Below are 16,647 nucleotides of genomic sequence, written 5' to 3'. Positions count from 1 at the left end.
GACTTATCCAACGAATTCGAGTTGCTTAGCGAATTTGTGTAAGCAGTAAGAGCTGCTACATTCGTGTTTATTCTAAAACTCATCTTAAATCCTTTCAAAAAATTGCTTAACAAGACAAAAGCAATAAATGTGCCAACTTTTTAAAATAACTTTAAAAGTGCTTTTTTATGGGATTTAAAAATACTTAATGCTAAAATTTAAAGATGATTTAAATTGTAATTTTGAAAAATTTATAATCTAATATGAGAAAAAATTACCCTTTTTTCAATTACACCAAATAAAAGGGCATTTAATATAAAAATAATGCCTACAAAGATAAAGGCTACATGAGGGGCAAAACTAGCTACTAAAGCACCATTTACAAAGGACCCACTAAAATTTCCTAAGAATTGAGCACTTTGATTAAAGCCTAAAATAATATTTAAATTCTTAGTATTAATGCCCTTTTTAAAGAGTGCGTTAACGCAAGGCATAAGCCCACCAAGTCCCATTCCAAGTATAAAGCGATATAAGATTAACATATAAATATTACTTGATATTGCTTGTAAAAAATATGTTAAACCACAAAAAATTAAGGCTACAAATATAACCTTGCTAGGTCCAACCTTATCTGCTAAACGAGCTATAAATGGAGTAAAGATTAAATTACTAATCCCAGCTACTGCTACTACAAGCCCTGAATAAAAGGCTATGTATGTACCATTATAAATTTCATCCACAAATAAAGTAATCATAGGCATTATGCCAAAGGTGCCTACTTGTATAAAAAAGGTAACTATAAATAAAACTATGATTAAACTTAAATTTTTTTCGTTTTTTTCTAAGCTTTGGGCTTTTTTGTGAATAATCTTTTTATTTTTATTTTTATTTTCCTTTATAAAAAATAAGATAGTTAAAAAAGAACAAGCTATTAAAGATGATATAAAATAAAAAACGCCCTTTATATTTAAAATTTCAGCCACTATCCCACCAAATAAAGGTCCTAATAAACTTCCACTAATTGAAGCAGTAGAAAGTGCCCCAAGCGTTGCAGTTACCTTTCTTTTTGGAGCAATCATAGCTATAAAAACAATAGCAGCTGAATTAAAGCCTGAAAAAATTCCCGTAAATGCCCTAACCAAAACTACTTCTAAGGCAGTATCTAAAAAGGTTAGACAAAGGGTTAAAACAGACATTCCAAGACTTGCCCTTAAAAGCATTTTTTTATAACCAAATTTAGCCCCAACCCATGCCCAAATAGGAGAAAAAATAGCCATAAATAAAGGCGTTATACCAAAGGCAAGACCAGAATAAAAGGCAATATCAGCACTATTTGTATAGCCTAAATTTTTCATATATAAGGGTAAAATCGGTGCCATTTGACTTAAACCCATACTTGTAGTAAAAATTCCAAACCAACACACAAAAACCGTTTTTTTAAAATCACTCATAAAGAAATTATAAAAATATTAATTTAATAAAATGTTATAAAATTAAGGTTAAAAATTATTTTAAAATTCTAGGCAAGGTTATACCTCTTTGCTTTTGATACTTACCTTTTTTATCCTTATAAGTAGTATCACAAGGTCCATCACCTTGTAAAAACAATACCTGGGCTATACCCTCGTTTGCATAAATTTTAGCAGGTAATGGAGTGGTATTTGAAATTTCTATGGTAATATGCCCTTCAAAACCTGGTTCAAACGGAGTTACATTTACTATAATCCCACATCTTGCATAGGTACTTTTTCCTAAACAAATAGCCAAAACATCATCTGGCATTTTAAAGTATTCAAGGGTTCTAGCTAGGGCAAAGGAATTTGCAGGCACTATGCAAATATCACCCTCAAAATCTACTACATTTTCATCTAAGAAATTTTTTGGGTCGACCATGGTTGAGTTTATATTTGTAAAAATTTTAAACTCACGCCCTACTCTTATATCATAACCATAGCTTGAAAGCCCATAACTTACAACGCCTTTTCCTATGTTAGCTTCGCAAAATGGTTTTATCATCTCGTGTTCTTGTGCCATTTTTCTTATCCAATTATCTGCTTTTAAACCCATATTTATCCTTAAAAACAATATACAAACGCAATTATAACTTATACAAAATTAAAATTTATTTTAAAAAATTTTGTTTCTTAAGCTTAAATCTCAAGTTTTTTTATATAATGTTAGTTTAAATTCTTTAAAATTAGGAGAAATTTTATGACCAAAGAAGAGATTAAAGAATTAGTAAATTTATTTGCCGAGACAAATATTAGTAAGATTAAAATCAAAGAACAAGATGGCTTTGAAATAGAACTTGAAAGGGATATGTGCTGTGATGTACCACAACCTGTTCAAACTCAAGTACAAGCTCCTCAACCTATAAATGTAAACGTAGTAAATGAAGTCCCTAACAATCAAAGTAAATCCAACAAACCAAGTATAAAAAGCCCTATGGTAGGCACCTTTTACCAAGCCCCAAGCCCTGGTGCAGCACCCTTTGTAAAGGCTGGTACTAGTGTTAAAAAAGGCGATACTGTAGCAATTATCGAGGCTATGAAGATAATGAATGAAATAGAGGCTGAATTTGATTGTAGGATAGTAGATATTCTGGTTTCTGATGGGCAACCTGTTGAATTTGGAATGCCTTTATTTGCTGTGGAGAAATTATAAAATGGAAATTAAAAATGTTTTGATTGCAAATCGAGGAGAGATTGCACTTCGTGCTTTAAGAACCATTAAAGAAATGGGAAAAAAGGCAATTTGTGTTTATTCAGAAGCAGATAAAGATGCCCTTTATCTAAAATACGCCGATGCTAGTATTTGCATAGGCAAGGCAAGGAGTTCTGAAAGTTATTTAAACATTCCAGCCATTATAGCAGCTTGTGAGATTAGCGAGGCAGATGCCATTTTTCCAGGATATGGTTTTTTAAGTGAGAATCAAAATTTCGTTGAAATTTGTTCAAAACATAATATTAAATTCATAGGTCCAACTGTTGAGTCAATGGCTTTAGTTTCTGATAAAAGCAAGGCAAAACAAGTAATGCAAAGGTCAGGCGTACCAGTGATTCCTGGAAGTGATGGGGCATTAAATGGAGTTAAAGCAACTAAAAAATTAGCAAAAGAAATAGGCTATCCTGTGATTTTAAAGGCCGCTGCTGGAGGTGGTGGTCGTGGTATGCGTATAGTGGAAAAAGAAAGGGATTTAGAAAAGGCATACTGGGCAGCTGAAAGCGAGGCTATGACAGCCTTTGGAGATGGTACCTTATACATGGAAAAATATATTCAAAATCCAAGACATATAGAAGTACAAGTTATAGGAGATAGCTTTGGAAATGTTATTCATATAGGAGAAAGGGATTGTTCTTTACAAAGAAGACATCAAAAATTAATAGAAGAAAGCCCTGCTATCTTACTTGATAACAAAACTAGGAAAAAATTGCACGAAACAGCAATAACTGCAGCAAAGGCTATAGGCTATGAGGGGGCTGGTACCTTTGAATTTTTAGTGGATAAAAATTTAGATTTTTATTTTATAGAAATGAATACGCGTTTGCAAGTTGAACACTGCGTTAGTGAAATGGTAAGTGGCATTGATATAATAGAACAAATGATAAAAGTAGCCGAGGGCTATGCCTTACCTAGCCAAGATAAAATCAAACTTCACGGCCATTCTATAGAATGTAGAATCACAGCAGAAGATTCTAAAACCTTTTTGCCAAATCCAGGTAAGATTACAAAATATGTAGCCCCTGCTGGTAGAAATGTAAGAATGGAAAGTCATTGTTATCAAAATTATTCCGTGCCTCCTTTTTATGATTCTATGATAGGAAAACTCGTAGTTTGGGCAGAAGATAGGCACAGGGCCATTGCTAAAATGAAAGTAGCCTTAAATGAGTTAATCATTAGTGGCATTAAAACTACTAGGGATTTTCACTTAGAAATGATGGATAATAACGATTTTAACAATAACAACTACGATACAAATTATCTTGCAAGGCATTAATCTTGCAAGGTTTTTTAACTTTACTTTTCTTTTTTATTTTCTTTGATTTTATAAACAACCATTTCAATTAAAATTCTCTTATCATGTGCTTGTAACATTTTTAGTATTTTTTCATCTTCAACGCTACTTATATCTAATTCTTCCATTTTTTAGCTCCTTTTTTTGCAATTACAATATATTTTTGTTTTTAAAAGGCAAGATTTAAAGTATAATGTTAAAAATCAAAATTTAAAGTAAAAAAATGGATATAAAAAAGTCTTAAAAAAGCAGATAAGTTAAAAGAATTTTTAATACAAAATCCCATTGATTCTTAAAGCTTAAAGTCTATTGATAAGAATTTTAAATTAAATTATACCTATAATTCAAATACTATCGAGGGTAATACCATGAATTTTAGCCAGACTATGGCTATATTAATTGACGGGCTACTATAGGTGAGAAAAGTTTGAAAGAACATTTAAAATTAATAAACCATTCACGGTATAATTTTACATAGTATAGACAGGCAAAACGCAGGGGTATATAGAAAGATTTTAGTTAGCGTTAGCGATTTTATACCACATCAGCCTTTTAAAATTTTGCCACAAATAAATAATTTTTAAATACCCTTAACGAACTTAAAAATAAACTCCACCCTATATTACTAGCATCTTACACGCATTTAGAATTTGTACGAATTCACCCCTTTATAGATGGTAATGGAATAACTGCAAGATTATTAGTGAATTTAGCCTTATTAAAGGCTGGATTTTGTGCTATTAGTATTGATATAGATAAAAAAGCTATATATTACGAAGCCTTTAGGGAGTATTCATTAGACAAAAATACTTACAAAATAGATCTTTTTTTAATAAATTGTGTTATTGAAAGATTAGAATTTTTAAAAGATTTTTCTATTAAAAATAAGCAAAATGATTTGATATTGAGAAAAGCTAGGAATAAATTATAATTATCTAAAAATACAAAGGATAAAAAATAAATGTACGATACATAATTTTAGCATTTGCAGTAATTGTATTAATATACACCTTTTATTATATGAATAAAATTGAAAAGAAAGATAAAAAAATCTTAAAAATAGAAAAATTTATACTATTAAAAAGGCTTAAAGGATTTATGATTACCACAATTGCCACTATTTTAGCTATTTTTACTATTATTCTTTTTGGTTTTATGATTTATTACGTTGTGTATAAAATTTCAAAGGTTTAAAAAATTAGATTTTGTAACCTATCTTACAAACTCATTTTCAAAGCAATTTTTTTAAAAAAAATTTATTTAAAAAATTTCACCACAAAAAATTCGCATTTAAAATATAAAAAATTTTTAGCTATTTATTGATATATAATGGTTTATTTTAGTAAGATTAATTACAAAAAAGCCAGATTTTTATAAGAAAAAAATTTAAATTTTAAAAATATTTTTTTAAATTAATATATCGTTAACTTTTCTCTTTTAAACTTTTATTCGAACAAACACTCATACTCTAAAAAGAGAAAAACTCCTTAAAAAACAAATGCCTAGCTAGGTCTTTTAAATGACGATTTTAGCTAGGTTAGCTATCTGTTTTTTTTTTTTTAGATTCTAAATTCCTTAAATTTCGCATTTTTTAACATTTTAAACTAATTTTAAGCTTATAATATCGCTTTTTTTGCTATAATCTCGTCGTTTATTTTAATTTTAAGGAGAATTCTTATGAAACTAGTTAAACTTAGTTTAGTTGCAGCACTAGCTGCAGGAACTTTTTCTGTGGCTAACGCTGTTCCATTAGAAGAAGCTATCAAAGACATTGATTTATCAGGTGTTTTAAGGTATCGTTACCGTATTTCTAATGTTTCAAGTGGTGCAGGTCACTTCTCAGATGCATTGAATGGTCGTGGTTCAACTGTAGGCGATAGACAATCTCACCACTGGGCTGCTATTCTTGGTATAAGCACAGCCATAAGTGATAACTGGAAAGCATTCTTAGAATTAGATGCTCGTATCATTGATCAAAGCACTGGTTATGATAGTGTTTCAACCACAAATCAAGCTTTTTATGTAAATCAATTCTATTTAACTTATACAGCAGAAGATATAGCTACTCAAGTTATTTTAGGTAAACAAGCAGTAAATGCTATCTGGACTGAGAATGGTCACTGGCAATTAGTTGGTACAGGTGCTAAAGTTTTAAATCAAAGCATTGAAGGTTTAACCTTAGCTGCTTATGCTTTCGATGGATTTAACCCAACAGGTGTTGAAGGTGGTAGGGAAGGTGACACTGCTCTAAATAGTAGATTTCACCCAAAAAACACCCCATCACCATCATCAAATATTTATCTTGAATACAACCCATATTCAGGCAACCTATATGGTGTTGCAGCTATAGGTTCTTATGAAGCACTTGGTGGTGAACTTAATTCTCAATTATGGTTAGCTTATATTGATGAAGCAGCTTATCTATACGCATTAGATTTAGCTTATGGTACTACCTTTGGTGAAGATACAAAATGGGATCTTAGATTTGCATATTTAGGAAACTCAGTAACTGGCAATTTTGATGATTTACATCAAGGTGCAGTGGATGGGAGTAATTTCTTCGGTGTTAATGGTACTTTAAAAGTATCTGGTTTTGATGGAACATTAGGTTTCTTATACTATGGTGATAAAGATGCAATTACCTTTACTACACTTTCTGATAATGGTAATATAGGTGGTCTTTTAGCTGGTGAAGAAATTTACTATACTAATGGTTCTCAACTTTCAGGTGACCTTGGTCAAAATACCTTTGGTTATGTAAAATTTGGTTATACCTTTGATAAAGTATTAAGATTTGGTTCTGATATAGTTTATGGTGGAACAAAAGTTAACAATGGTGCACTTTATTATAGTGGTGCTGGTGATAAGCTTGAATACACTGGCAGAATTGATTATAAATATTCTCCAAAACTTTCATTCCAAGGTTGGTATTCTTATGTAAATATCGACAACTCTTTACTTGAAGGTGAAAAACACTCAGTAAGGCTTCAAGCACTTTACAAATTCTAAGATTTTTAAATCTTTCTTGGGGAGTTTAGCTTTTTGCTAAACTCCCTTTTTTTATGCCTTTTAAATTTTTAACTCATTTTTAGCAAAATATATAAATTTTGTCTTTAAAATACCGATATTAAACATATCTAACAAAAAGGAGCAAAAAGATGGAAGTGAATACTTACTCAAATGTTGTAAGCACCACAGTATCATCAACAAGTGTTAGCAATAATACGAAGGCAGATGAAGAGTCTAGCAGTTCAAGTTCTAGTACTACTTCAAGTACGGATTTAAGTTCAATGTCTATTGACGAGCTTAAAGAATTAGGGGGAAAAGGCATAACTGAAACTTATTTAATGCAGTATATGCAAATAAGTTTTACTTCAACTTACAGCAATTCAAGTGCTCAAAGTGGAATTGAAGGCTTATTAAATGCAGATTACTCAAGTAAGGCAGCTTCAATTTTAAGTTCTATAGACTTTGTAGCCATTGGCTACACTGGCACAAATCCACTTAATATGAGTACAGATGAGTTAAACGCACTTTTAAGCGAGGATGGCTTTTTCGGGGTTACAAATACAGCTAATCGCATAGCAAATTTTATCATTTCAGCAGCTGGAGATGACTTAAATAAACTTCAAGAAGGTCTTAAGGGTATGCAACAAGGGTTTGCACAGGCCGAGGCTACTTGGGGAGGTTCTTTACCTGATATTAGTCAACAAACTATGGCACTTGCCTTAGAACTAGTAACAGAAAGAATCAACGAACTTGGAGGCAACTCCGTTGATTTAGAAGCTTAAGTCTTAGGACTTAGGCTTTTTTTACTTCTTAAATATACAAATATACTTTAATAAAAATAATTAAACTAAATTAGAATATCAACAAGCATTAAAACGCATTGAGAGTTAATGTGTAAGGTAGAGATAAACACTAAAAAAGGCGATGAGTTAAAATTGTTAATGTTTTTAGTTGAAAGTTATGAAAATGAGTTTTATCCTATAGATGAGCCTGATTCTATCTGTGCTATTAAATTTAGAACGGAACAATTGGGCTTATATAATGTTTAATTTTTTTAAATTTTAGAGCAAAATAGAACTACTAAAATGGCGACAATGAATTTTAATATAGTTTTTCATGAGATGATGAAAGATTATGAATTTAAAAAAGAATATGAGATTTTAAAACCTGAATTTGGATTAAAAAACAACTTGTACAAGCAAGAATTGATAGTAAATTAACGCAAAATGAGATTGCTAAAAAATGAAAATGAAACAATCAAATTTAGCAAGATTTGAAAAATCAATGGATGCTAAATTTAGCACTATTTTAAAATATGCAAAAACCCTTGGAATAAAAGAATTAAAAATTTCACTAGTATAATTATTTTAAATTTTGTTTTCTTTTAAACTCCCTTAAAATCTTTATCAAATCAAGCCAAAAGATAATATAACCAAATTTATAAAGATTTTTATGGGCTTTCATTAAAGCAAAGCCCAATTTATAAGAAAGGTGTTCTTTATAAAATAAACTTTTATCATAGTCAAGGCATTTTTTAATATCTAAATTTTTATATTTTGAATCAAAGTTAATCAACACTTTATAAAATTTTTCCTTTCTTTTATGGTCCTTTGTTATTTTGTTAAGTATAAAGGGCAGTTTTATAAGCCCTTTTAAGCTTTTAGAATTTGCTATCATAGCCTTTCCAAGCTTATAAGAAAGCATATTTTGCACCCTTAAAATAACTGAATTTCTTATTTCATTTGGCAGTGGATAGTGTAAAATTTTTATACTTAATTTCGTTAAATTCCAAGTTTTTAAAGGAATTTTACTTTCATCTTTGTAAAGTTTGCAGTCCTTAAAATCGCTATCTTCAAAGAGTGCAAATCTATTTTTATGAGTATTATTGTAGATATAATCATACACAAATTCTAACTTTTCTAAGGGTTCGTTTAGGCTTTGTAGCTTTTATTCTAAAAGCCATGGGTTTAAAAATACATTTTTATCAAAATCAAATTTAGCATCTTCTATATTTTGAGTTCTGCGGAGTTTTGCCATTTGAGCATTTTTTATATTTGATATAATTTCTTTATTTAAAATAGTAGAGTTTTCACTCATTCAAAAAAATATTATCCTTTACCTTTCTTGCAGGATTTCCAGCATAAATTGTACCTAAGTAATGAATTTTATTTATAAAAGAATTAAGTCTAAAACAGCACCTGAAAAAACCTTTGCCCCTTTCATAAAGATATTATTTCTACCACTCCAAACCCTATCGCCTATAAAAATGCTTTTTCCAATAGACGCTCTTTTTTCACTTTTCCTATCAAAGATAAAATGGCCGTCCCCTGTTTGCATAGAAATATCCCAAGAAAACATAGGATTATCGCCTATTATCATATTTTGATATTCCCAAAGATATATTGTAGTACCACCAAGAGATTGACTTTTGTGCCTAATCTTTCCAACATAAAAAAGACTATCACTTTAAAGTTCTAAATACTTTATACTATCTCCTATACAAAGCTACTGCACTACTTCCTATAAAATTTATATTTACCACACTAGACCCTGCAAAAAATACTATATTATTGCTTCCACTAAAATTTAATCTTAAATTTCTTTGCAAATTTAAATCACCATAAATAATATTACCCTTTTCATCAATATGCTTTTGCATAAATTTCCCTTTTATTGTGAATGAAATCCTAAATTTACCTTGTTGTCTTTTAAAGCTAAATTTATTAAATTTCAAATAAAAATTGGAAAAAACAATGACTCAAAGAGATATAACAGGTAAGCTTGAATAAATGTTAAGACCTTACGCAAATGAAAAAAAGATAGACCTAAGGTTTATACCTTGATAATGCTTGGTTTAAAATCAGAAGAAATTCTACAAAAATTAAAAGAAGATTGTGAAAATTTACAAAATTTAATAACTAACTCGCAAATAATACAAATTTTTAAAAAATAATCCTAAAAATATAAAAAACAAATTTTTTATTTTTTTAAAAAAGATAAAGTAAGACTATGATACAATATAAAACTAACACAAATTTAACAAAGTGTGCTTAATTACTTATTTTAAGGAGAAAAGATGAAAAAATATGTTGTTTTTTTTGAGGCAAAGGGTGGAAGTGATAAAGGACCTGATGGACACAGAAAAGATACTATGCCTATGGTAAATGCTTTGAAAACAAAGGGCTGGGGTGCAGAAGTTGTATTTTTTACAGATGAAATTTTAAAGGATGAGGCTAAGAAAAATGAAATTTTTGAACATGTTAAAAATGTAGCCGATGCTTATGTATCTCGCGTTAATCCTGGAAATTTAAAAGAAGAAAAACTTTATTTTGATGTGCTAAGAAAGCTTTGTGATAGTGGTCTCATAGGTATGCCTCACCCTGATGCTATGATAGGTTATGGGGCTAAGGATGCCTTAACTAAACTTGCTTGTACTCCGTTAGTACCTGATGATACCTATGCTTATTATGATATTAAGACCTTTAAAAAGACCTTTCCAAAATCTTTGGCTAAAGGAGAGAGAGTTTTAAAGCAAAATAGAGGTTCAACTGGTGAGGGGATTTGGCGTGTAAGGCTTGAAAAATCAAGCGAATATAATAAGGTAGAAAGCCTAGACCTTGATACAAATATCATTTGTACAGAGGCAAAGGACAATCACAGCGAAACTAGACAACTTGGCGAATTTATGGACTTTTGCGAACAATATATAGTTGGCGATAATGGAATGCTAGTTGATATGACCTTTTTACCACGTATTAAAGAGGGTGAAATTCGTATTTTAATGCTTTATAAAACCCCTGTTTATGTAGTTCATAAAAAACCTGCTGAGGGTGGGGATGCTTTTTCTGCTACCTTGTTTAGTGGGGCAAAGTATCGTTATGATGAGCCAAAAGATTGGAAAAACTTGATTGATTGGTTCTTGGGGCAATTGCCTGATATTAGGACTAGACTTGGAAACTATGACCTACCTCTTATTTGGACTGCTGATTTTATCCTAGATACTGATGAAAATGGCAAGGATAAATATGTTTTAGGTGAAATAAATTGTTCTTGCGTTGGCTTTACTAGTCCTGAGGAATTTATGGCAAAGATTGCTGTAATGGTGGGCGATAATATAGTAGATATAGTTAGCGAAAAAAAGGCTTAAAATAAAAAAATGCTAAGTTTAACTTAGCATTTTTAATAATTTTCAAAAATTTTTTCAAAATTTATTTTATTTTAAAATTGATTAATATATAATTTTCACCTATGGAAAAAAATATAGTTAAACTTTATAGAATGACCTTAGCATTAAACGATAGTGCGTTAAGACAAAGCAAGAAAAGGTTACCTTTTATATTTTCATTGTATAAGAAAACTATTCAATTAAGAAAACTTTCTCAAGTAAAGAGAAAAAATCCTCTTTAATTTTTTTGCTTTTTTAACAACTAACATTATCAAACAAGTTTGTTTGAGTTTCTTCTTGTTTAATTTTAGCTGTTTTTGAAAAACGTATTAATTCTTCTGTCGTTTGTATATAAAATGGTAGTTTACTAAGGCAATACTTAAAAATTTCAGTGGCCGCTAAAGCATCGCTAAGGGCTCTGTGATGAGTATTATTAATGCCTAGTAATTCTTTAAGGGTGCTAAGATTATATTTTGGACTTTGTATGCAAGTTTGGGCAAATTCAACGCTACAAATTCGCCTATTTAGCAAAATTCCAAAATTACAATTATTTAAAGCCTTTGAGATAAAACCATAATCAAAACGCACATTATGCGCTACAAAAACGCTATCTTGCAAAAAAAGCCTAAAATCAGCTAGTACCTTTTTTAAAGAGGGGGCGTTTTGAACCATTTCTAAATTAATGCCTGTTAATTCAGTGATTTTTTCAGGGATTTCTTCAACCTTTATCAAGCTTTCAAAACGACTTATTTCTTTATTATTTTGTAGTTTCACAGCCCCTATTTCTAAAATTTCACCACTTTTAATGCCACCTGTACTTTCTATATCAACTATGCAAAAAATTTCATTTTTTATTAAATTATTGCGTGTTTGAAGGCTTAAAGAATTATTTTTATTTAAAGCTAGTTTGAGCCCCATTAATTCTAAGGTTTGCAAGTCTAGCTTTAAACCCTTTAATTCTTCTAGGTCTGAAAATTTTTGCATTACCCATTGATAAGGCTTACTTTCTTTACTTAAAGTATTAATTATATCATCAACTTTTTTTATCATCAAAACTCAAGCTTTAAAGATTTAATAGCTGTTTTATAATCATTTGAAGAAAATATATAATTACCAGCCACTAAAATATCGACCCCTGCTTCTTCTAAATTTGAAGCATTTAAACCATTTACCCCTCCATCAACTTCTATGAAAATTTTAGCATTTTTTTCATCTATCATTTTTCTTAATGTTTTAATTTTTTCGTAGCTATGACTTAGAAATTTTTGCCCACCAAAGCCAGGATTTACGCTCATTAACAAAACCATATCAATATAATCAAGTATGTATTTTAAATTTTCAACCAGCGTATGAGGGTTTAAAACTACTGCTGGGTGTATGTTTAAAGAACGAATATACTCACACATTCTTATAGGGTGATTTTCAGTCTCTATATGAAAGGATAAAAATTTTGGCTTTAAAGGGGCAAATAAATCAACAAATTTTTGTACATCTTTAACCATTAAATGTATATCTAGAGGCAAATTTGTAACTTGTGAAATTTTATCTAAAACACAGGGTCCAAAAGTAAAATTTGGCACAAAATACCCATCCATTACATCAATATGTATTAAATCAGCCCCGGCCTCTTCAATGGCCTTAATCTCTTCTTCAAGCTTTAAGAAATTTGCTGACAATAAACTTGGCGCAACATACATTTTTAGCCTTTTAAAGTGAATAAAAAAGCAATTTTACCCTTTAAAAGTTAAAATTTTATAAAATTAAAAATCATTGAAAATTTTAAGCTTTTTTTGTTATAATACGACCTTTAAAAATTTCAAAGGATATAATATGTCAAGAGTATGTCAGTTAAGTGGAAAAGGTGTATTGGTGGGTAATAATGTAAGCCATGCTAACAATAAAACTAAAAAACGTTTTTTACCAAATCTTAGAAGTGTTCGTTTGCGTCTTGAAGATGGCACTACTTATAGGGTAAGAATCGTTGCATCTACTCTAAGAACACTTAGAAAAAATAATGCTAAATAATTTAAGCTCTATTTTTTGGGGCTTAAATTTTTAAACAAATATTAAATTCTTTCAAAATTCAAATTTTTTTATTAATATCATTTTTTGCTATGTAATAATATTTTAAGAAAATTTTATATTTTATTGTGTTACAATATTAGGTAATTGTATTTACAAAGTAAAGGAGTTTTTTATGTTACATGAATTTAGAGACTTAATGTCTGAATTAAAGGGCAAGGATGCGCACTTTGATAAGTTATTTGAAAGGCATAATGAGCTTGATGATAAAATCAAAGACGCCGAAGAGGGTAGAGTTCCACTAGGAGATATTGAGATTACAACACTCAAAAAAGAAAAGCTCCGTGTAAAAGATGAGCTAAACGAATATTTAACAAATTATGAAAAATAGAATGGGAGGGGGTAGTATGTTTAGCAATAAATCACAACAAAATGAAGAGATGAAAAGGTTGCTTGAGGAAAATCAAAGCCTTAAAAAGCAAATTACAGCTTATCAAGCAGAAAATAGAGACTTAAAAGATAAGCTTAGCGATAGCGACGCAAATTCATCAGAATCTAGACTTAAAAATGAACTTTTAACTGTGTTATTAGAAGGAACGCTTAAAAGCATTTCTAGTATCCAAAGTGATATGGCTGATAATGCTACAAGGGCGGAAAACATTTCAAAATATGCAATAGATTCTATAAATAGCATGGATGAGTTAAATCACATAACCCATTCTATTACTGCATCTTTAAGCAATATCATAGAGTCAGCTAATAAATCAAGAGATACAGCTGGTACCTTACATAGAAGTGTTGATGAGATAACAAATGTTATAGGTTTGATTAAGGATGTATCAGACCAGACAAATTTACTTGCACTTAATGCAGCCATTGAGGCAGCTAGGGCAGGAGAACATGGCAGAGGCTTTGCAGTAGTTGCTGATGAAGTTAGAAAACTAGCTGAAAAAACTCAAAAGGCTACAGCAGAGGTTGAAGTAAATATAAATTTACTTAAACAAAATGCTAACGAAATGTACTCTCAAAGCGAACAAGTTGAAAAAATTTCTATTGATTCAAATGCTTATATTATGAATTTTAGTGAAAAATTTGCTAAGCTTGCAGAAGATGCTAATAGTTCTAAAAAAGATTCAGTAAGCATTAGTGCAGAATCCTTTGTCGCCCTCGTAAAACTCGACCATGTCGTTTTTAAATTAAATGGCTATAAAGAAATTTTCTTAAGAACAGGCAAAAAACTTGCAGACTTTACGTCTTGTCGCTTAGGCAAATGGGTAGCAGGTGATGGCAAGACTAAATTTGGATATAATGCAGCATTCTTAAAGATAGACAGCCCACACGAAGCAGTACATAAAAATATCAACTCAGCTATAGAAACTTCGCACAATGAAGACTTAAATGATAGAGAAATTAGACATAAAATCCTTGATAAATGTACAGTTGCTGAAAATGCTTCTGGTGTTTTATTTGAAATATTTAAGGAAATGCTTGACGAACATAAAGCTAATCAATCCTAGTTTTTACTAGGATTTTAATCTTAAAATTCAAAAATATTAAATTTAATATTATAAAATTGCAAAAAAAGGATAATAATGAAAGATTATTTTTATAAAATTTTTTCTTTTAATATGGAAGAATTTAAGTTATTATTCTATGCTACTTTTTTTATATTTATACTTTTTGCAAGTTATGCCATGCTTAGACCAATAAGAGATGCCCTTGGAATTCATAACTCACAAGAAGCGTTAAAATGGCTATTTTTAGGCACCTTTATATTAATGATATTTAGTTCATTTTTAGCTATGTATCTAAGTGGAGCTGTTAAAAGAAGACATTATATTGATATAATTTATTATTTTTTTACTATAAATTTAATACTTTTTTTCATAGCCTTAAGCCTACTTGATGAAAATAGCAAGGGCTTTACTTATTTTGCATACATTTTTTATATATGGGTTAGTGTTTTTAATCTATTTATAATTTCTAGTGCTTGGTCGCTTTTGGCTGATTTATTTAGCAAAGATAGGTCTAAAAGGCTTTTTGGCATTATTTCAGCAGGAGCTAGCTTAGGAAGTATAATAGGCAGTTTAAGCGTTAGTCTTTTAAGTACTTTTTTATCCTTGCATAATTTTATTTTTGTATGTATATTTTTACTTCTTTTAGCCATAATCACTAAAAATTTATTAATAAAAGAATCATTTTCTTTATTAGAAGATAATCAAAAAGAAATTTTTAATCTTCGTTTTGAAAAAAGCATAGGTTCAAAAAACCCATTTGAAGCGATTTTTTTAATTATCAAATCAAAATATCTACTTGCCTTTGTCGCCTTTATACTACTTTTAACAAGCGTGTCTACCTTTTTATATATGGAACAAGCAAGGATTATAAAAGAACTTTTTCCAACAAGAGAAGCAAGAATTGCAGCCTTTGCAAATATTGATTTAATAGTACAAAGTGCTAGTTTTATAATGCAATGCTTTTTTACTGCAAAAATCGCTAGTCTCGGTTTAAAATGGCTTTTATCCTTGCTTGGCTTTATAATAAGTCTTGGCTTTATTTGCTTAGTCTTTACCCACCCTGCTTTTTTACCTTTTGTAATAGTTATGAGTATAAGAAGGATAGGAGAATACGCCCTTGTAAAACCAGGACGGGAAATGCTTTTTGTACCTTTAAATGCAAGTGAAAAATATAAGGTAAAAAATTTCTTAGATACCGTAGTTTACAGAGGCGGAGATGCCTTATCAGCTCAAATTGAAGGCTTTTTAGCAAAGATTAGCCTAACTTGCGTTTTATTAACAGGGGCTTTAATATCTTTTGTATGGGGCTTACTTGGTGTATTTTTAGCTAAAGGTTATGATAAAAAAGCTTAAAATTCCTTATATAAGTCTTCTATTAAGATTTTACAAGCAATTATAATTAAAACAACGCCTCCTAAAATTTCAGCCTTATTTTTAAGAAAAATTCCAAAAACATGACCTATTTTTAAAGCTATTGCACAAAGTATAAAGGTGATTAAGCCTATTAAAATAAGGGCTATTAAAGGATTTGTATCTAAAAAAGCAAAACTTACCCCAACAGCTAGTGCGTCAATACTTGTAGCTATGGCTAAAAAAAACATGGTTTTATTATCAAAGGCATTTGAGTTTTTATCACAGGCGTTTTTATCAAACCCTTCTTTTATCATTTTAAGCCCTATTAAGCTAAGTAAAATAAAGGCTATGTAATGATCAATTCTAGCTACAAAAGAAGCAAAGCTAATACCTAGTAAATAACCTAGCCCTGGCATTAAGGCTTGAAAGCCTCCAAAATAAGCCCCGACTATCAAATAATGCTTAATTTGTAAATTTTTAACGCTAAAACCCTTACATAAGGAAACAGCAAAGGCATCCATTGCAAGTGCGAAACTTAAAAAAATAAGGCTTAAAATATCCATTTATTTTACTCTTTGTATTTTTAA

21 protein-coding genes and 2 pseudogenes are annotated in these 16,647 nt (G+C 29.9%); 13 read left to right on the top strand and 10 right to left on the bottom strand.

What is annotated here, in order from left to right; translation table 11 throughout:
- Positions 1 to 230 precede the first annotated feature (230 nt).
- Positions 231 to 1,430 (bottom strand): MFS transporter, encoded by a 1,200-nt coding sequence (locus tag FMM56_RS00655; RefSeq protein ID WP_150151432.1) that lies wholly within the window; start codon positions 1,428 to 1,430, stop codon positions 231 to 233.
- A 55-nt stretch (positions 1,431 to 1,485) separates the two neighbouring features.
- A complete protein-coding gene (dcd, locus tag FMM56_RS00650) occupies positions 1,486 to 2,046 on the bottom strand; it encodes a dCTP deaminase (protein ID WP_150151429.1) in 561 nt (186 codons plus the stop codon).
- Between the two features lie 144 nt (positions 2,047 to 2,190).
- Between dcd and accB the strand changes: the two genes are divergently transcribed.
- Both accB and FMM56_RS00640 read left to right on the top strand, forming a co-directional pair.
- Complete coding sequence (gene accB, locus FMM56_RS00645; RefSeq protein WP_150139436.1) at positions 2,191 to 2,643, top strand: acetyl-CoA carboxylase biotin carboxyl carrier protein; 453 nt, start codon at positions 2,191 to 2,193, stop codon at positions 2,641 to 2,643.
- Between the two features lies 1 nt (position 2,644).
- The gene (locus FMM56_RS00640; RefSeq protein WP_150207446.1) at positions 2,645 to 3,976 is read left to right on the top strand and encodes an acetyl-CoA carboxylase biotin carboxylase subunit; all 1,332 of its coding nucleotides are present in this window, start codon (positions 2,645 to 2,647) and stop codon (positions 3,974 to 3,976) included.
- A 20-nt stretch (positions 3,977 to 3,996) separates the two neighbouring features.
- Here the strand turns inward: FMM56_RS00640 and FMM56_RS09110 are convergent, their stop codons facing one another.
- Positions 3,997 to 4,122 (bottom strand): hypothetical protein, encoded by a 126-nt coding sequence (locus tag FMM56_RS09110; RefSeq protein WP_263312593.1) that lies wholly within the window; start codon positions 4,120 to 4,122, stop codon positions 3,997 to 3,999.
- A gap of 476 nt (positions 4,123 to 4,598) precedes the next feature.
- Here FMM56_RS09110 and FMM56_RS00635 point away from each other — a divergent pair.
- From FMM56_RS00635 to FMM56_RS09105, 5 genes and pseudogenes are all read left to right on the top strand, one after another.
- Positions 4,599 to 4,925: pseudogene (locus FMM56_RS00635) on the top strand (Fic family protein); the annotation flags it as partial.
- 746 nt (positions 4,926 to 5,671) lie between these two features.
- Positions 5,672 to 7,003 carry a major outer membrane protein gene (locus FMM56_RS00630; RefSeq protein ID WP_150207444.1) on the top strand — a complete coding sequence of 444 codons (1,332 nt, stop codon included), beginning with the start codon at positions 5,672 to 5,674 and terminating at the stop codon, positions 7,001 to 7,003.
- 149 nt (positions 7,004 to 7,152) lie between these two features.
- Entirely contained in the window at positions 7,153 to 7,785 is a 633-nt protein-coding gene (locus FMM56_RS00625) for a hypothetical protein (RefSeq protein WP_150151423.1), read from the top strand.
- Between the two features lie 108 nt (positions 7,786 to 7,893).
- Complete coding sequence (locus FMM56_RS08600) at positions 7,894 to 8,052, top strand: hypothetical protein (RefSeq protein WP_190318998.1); 159 nt, start codon at positions 7,894 to 7,896, stop codon at positions 8,050 to 8,052.
- Between the two features lie 45 nt (positions 8,053 to 8,097).
- Positions 8,098 to 8,223, top strand: coding sequence for a hypothetical protein (locus tag FMM56_RS09105; protein ID WP_263312592.1), 126 nt, complete (start codon positions 8,098 to 8,100; stop codon positions 8,221 to 8,223).
- Between the two features lie 142 nt (positions 8,224 to 8,365).
- Here FMM56_RS09105 and FMM56_RS00620 read toward each other — a convergent pair whose 3' ends face one another.
- The 4 genes from FMM56_RS00620 to FMM56_RS08590 form a co-directional block, all read right to left on the bottom strand.
- Positions 8,366 to 8,908 carry a hypothetical protein gene (locus FMM56_RS00620; RefSeq protein ID WP_150207442.1) on the bottom strand — a complete coding sequence of 181 codons (543 nt, stop codon included), beginning with the start codon at positions 8,906 to 8,908 and terminating at the stop codon, positions 8,366 to 8,368.
- 42 nt (positions 8,909 to 8,950) lie between these two features.
- A complete protein-coding gene (locus FMM56_RS08595) occupies positions 8,951 to 9,100 on the bottom strand; it encodes a hypothetical protein (RefSeq protein ID WP_190318997.1) in 150 nt (49 codons plus the stop codon).
- A gap of 72 nt (positions 9,101 to 9,172) precedes the next feature.
- A complete protein-coding gene (locus FMM56_RS00615) occupies positions 9,173 to 9,382 on the bottom strand; it encodes a hypothetical protein (RefSeq protein ID WP_150207440.1) in 210 nt (69 codons plus the stop codon).
- A gap of 109 nt (positions 9,383 to 9,491) precedes the next feature.
- Entirely contained in the window at positions 9,492 to 9,662 is a 171-nt protein-coding gene (locus FMM56_RS08590; RefSeq protein WP_190317911.1) for a hypothetical protein, read from the bottom strand.
- A gap of 417 nt (positions 9,663 to 10,079) precedes the next feature.
- Between FMM56_RS08590 and FMM56_RS00610 the strand changes: the two genes are divergently transcribed.
- Positions 10,080 to 11,150: a Cj0069 family protein gene (locus FMM56_RS00610; protein WP_150207438.1), complete on the top strand. Its 1,071-nt coding sequence runs from the start codon at positions 10,080 to 10,082 to the stop codon at positions 11,148 to 11,150.
- A 273-nt stretch (positions 11,151 to 11,423) separates the two neighbouring features.
- Here FMM56_RS00610 and FMM56_RS00605 read toward each other — a convergent pair whose 3' ends face one another.
- The gene (locus FMM56_RS00605) at positions 11,424 to 12,218 is read right to left on the bottom strand and encodes a 3'-5' exonuclease (protein WP_411675365.1); all 795 of its coding nucleotides are present in this window, start codon (positions 12,216 to 12,218) and stop codon (positions 11,424 to 11,426) included.
- The gene (gene rpe / locus FMM56_RS00600; RefSeq protein WP_150151411.1) at positions 12,218 to 12,865 is read right to left on the bottom strand and encodes a ribulose-phosphate 3-epimerase; all 648 of its coding nucleotides are present in this window, start codon (positions 12,863 to 12,865) and stop codon (positions 12,218 to 12,220) included. Before rpe ends, FMM56_RS00605 begins: the two co-directional genes overlap by 1 nt.
- Before the next feature lie 133 nt (positions 12,866 to 12,998).
- Between rpe and rpmB the strand changes: the two genes are divergently transcribed.
- The 5 genes and pseudogenes from rpmB (at position 12,999) to FMM56_RS00580 (ending at position 16,060) form a co-directional block, all read left to right on the top strand.
- On the top strand, positions 12,999 to 13,193 hold the full coding sequence (rpmB, locus tag FMM56_RS00595) for a 50S ribosomal protein L28 (RefSeq protein ID WP_150207436.1): 195 nt from the start codon (positions 12,999 to 13,001) through the stop codon (positions 13,191 to 13,193).
- Positions 13,194 to 13,365: 172 nt separating this feature from the next.
- Positions 13,366 to 13,581 (top strand): YdcH family protein, encoded by a 216-nt coding sequence (locus FMM56_RS00590; protein WP_150139414.1) that lies wholly within the window; start codon positions 13,366 to 13,368, stop codon positions 13,579 to 13,581.
- Positions 13,582 to 14,014: 433 nt separating this feature from the next.
- Positions 14,015 to 14,251, top strand: a pseudogene (locus FMM56_RS09360) (methyl-accepting chemotaxis protein); the annotation flags it as partial.
- Positions 14,252 to 14,263: 12 nt separating this feature from the next.
- Entirely contained in the window at positions 14,264 to 14,707 is a 444-nt protein-coding gene (locus tag FMM56_RS09355; RefSeq protein WP_411675401.1) for a CZB domain-containing protein, read from the top strand.
- Positions 14,708 to 14,782: 75 nt separating this feature from the next.
- Complete coding sequence (locus tag FMM56_RS00580) at positions 14,783 to 16,060, top strand: NTP/NDP exchange transporter (RefSeq protein ID WP_150207432.1); 1,278 nt, start codon at positions 14,783 to 14,785, stop codon at positions 16,058 to 16,060.
- On the opposite strand, the gene FMM56_RS00575 is transcribed toward FMM56_RS00580, so the two are convergent.
- The gene (locus FMM56_RS00575; protein ID WP_150139408.1) at positions 16,057 to 16,623 is read right to left on the bottom strand and encodes a manganese efflux pump MntP family protein; all 567 of its coding nucleotides are present in this window, start codon (positions 16,621 to 16,623) and stop codon (positions 16,057 to 16,059) included. The two genes, FMM56_RS00580 and FMM56_RS00575, sit on opposite strands and share 4 nt — an antisense overlap.
- Between the last annotated feature and the right edge of the window lie 24 nt (positions 16,624 to 16,647).

It is taken from the genome of Campylobacter sp. LR264d (assembly GCF_008633895.1).
GTDB lineage: Bacteria > Campylobacterota > Campylobacteria > Campylobacterales > Campylobacteraceae > Campylobacter_D.
This window is presented reverse-complemented; position numbering and strand designations above follow the sequence as displayed.

What these genes read in the sequence shown, in the direction of transcription:
- FMM56_RS00655 (WP_150151432.1), bottom strand. Translation starts at nt 1,430, where the DNA reads ATGAGTGATTTTAAAAAAACGGTTTTTGTGTGTTGGTTTGGAATTTTT.
- dcd (WP_150151429.1), bottom strand. Translation starts at nt 2,046, where the DNA reads ATGGGTTTAAAAGCAGATAATTGGATAAGAAAAATGGCACAAGAACAC.
- accB (WP_150139436.1), top strand. Translation starts at nt 2,191, where the DNA reads ATGACCAAAGAAGAGATTAAAGAATTAGTAAATTTATTTGCCGAGACA.
- FMM56_RS00640 (WP_150207446.1), top strand. Translation starts at nt 2,645, where the DNA reads ATGGAAATTAAAAATGTTTTGATTGCAAATCGAGGAGAGATTGCACTT.
- FMM56_RS09110 (WP_263312593.1), bottom strand. Translation starts at nt 4,122, where the DNA reads ATGGAAGAATTAGATATAAGTAGCGTTGAAGATGAAAAAATACTAAAA.
- FMM56_RS00630 (WP_150207444.1), top strand. Translation starts at nt 5,672, where the DNA reads ATGAAACTAGTTAAACTTAGTTTAGTTGCAGCACTAGCTGCAGGAACT.
- FMM56_RS00625 (WP_150151423.1), top strand. Translation starts at nt 7,153, where the DNA reads ATGGAAGTGAATACTTACTCAAATGTTGTAAGCACCACAGTATCATCA.
- FMM56_RS08600 (WP_190318998.1), top strand. Translation starts at nt 7,894, where the DNA reads ATGTGTAAGGTAGAGATAAACACTAAAAAAGGCGATGAGTTAAAATTG.
- FMM56_RS09105 (WP_263312592.1), top strand. Translation starts at nt 8,098, where the DNA reads ATGAATTTTAATATAGTTTTTCATGAGATGATGAAAGATTATGAATTT.
- FMM56_RS08595 (WP_190318997.1), bottom strand. Translation starts at nt 9,100, where the DNA reads ATGAGTGAAAACTCTACTATTTTAAATAAAGAAATTATATCAAATATA.
- FMM56_RS00615 (WP_150207440.1), bottom strand. Translation starts at nt 9,382, where the DNA reads ATGATAATAGGCGATAATCCTATGTTTTCTTGGGATATTTCTATGCAA.
- FMM56_RS08590 (WP_190317911.1), bottom strand. Translation starts at nt 9,662, where the DNA reads ATGCAAAAGCATATTGATGAAAAGGGTAATATTATTTATGGTGATTTA.
- FMM56_RS00610 (WP_150207438.1), top strand. Translation starts at nt 10,080, where the DNA reads ATGAAAAAATATGTTGTTTTTTTTGAGGCAAAGGGTGGAAGTGATAAA.
- FMM56_RS00605 (WP_411675365.1), bottom strand. Translation starts at nt 12,218, where the DNA reads ATGATAAAAAAAGTTGATGATATAATTAATACTTTAAGTAAAGAAAGT.
- rpe (WP_150151411.1), bottom strand. Translation starts at nt 12,865, where the DNA reads ATGTATGTTGCGCCAAGTTTATTGTCAGCAAATTTCTTAAAGCTTGAA.
- rpmB (WP_150207436.1), top strand. Translation starts at nt 12,999, where the DNA reads ATGTCAAGAGTATGTCAGTTAAGTGGAAAAGGTGTATTGGTGGGTAAT.
- FMM56_RS00590 (WP_150139414.1), top strand. Translation starts at nt 13,366, where the DNA reads ATGTTACATGAATTTAGAGACTTAATGTCTGAATTAAAGGGCAAGGAT.
- FMM56_RS09355 (WP_411675401.1), top strand. Translation starts at nt 14,264, where the DNA reads ATGAATTTTAGTGAAAAATTTGCTAAGCTTGCAGAAGATGCTAATAGT.
- FMM56_RS00580 (WP_150207432.1), top strand. Translation starts at nt 14,783, where the DNA reads ATGAAAGATTATTTTTATAAAATTTTTTCTTTTAATATGGAAGAATTT.
- FMM56_RS00575 (WP_150139408.1), bottom strand. Translation starts at nt 16,623, where the DNA reads ATGGATATTTTAAGCCTTATTTTTTTAAGTTTCGCACTTGCAATGGAT.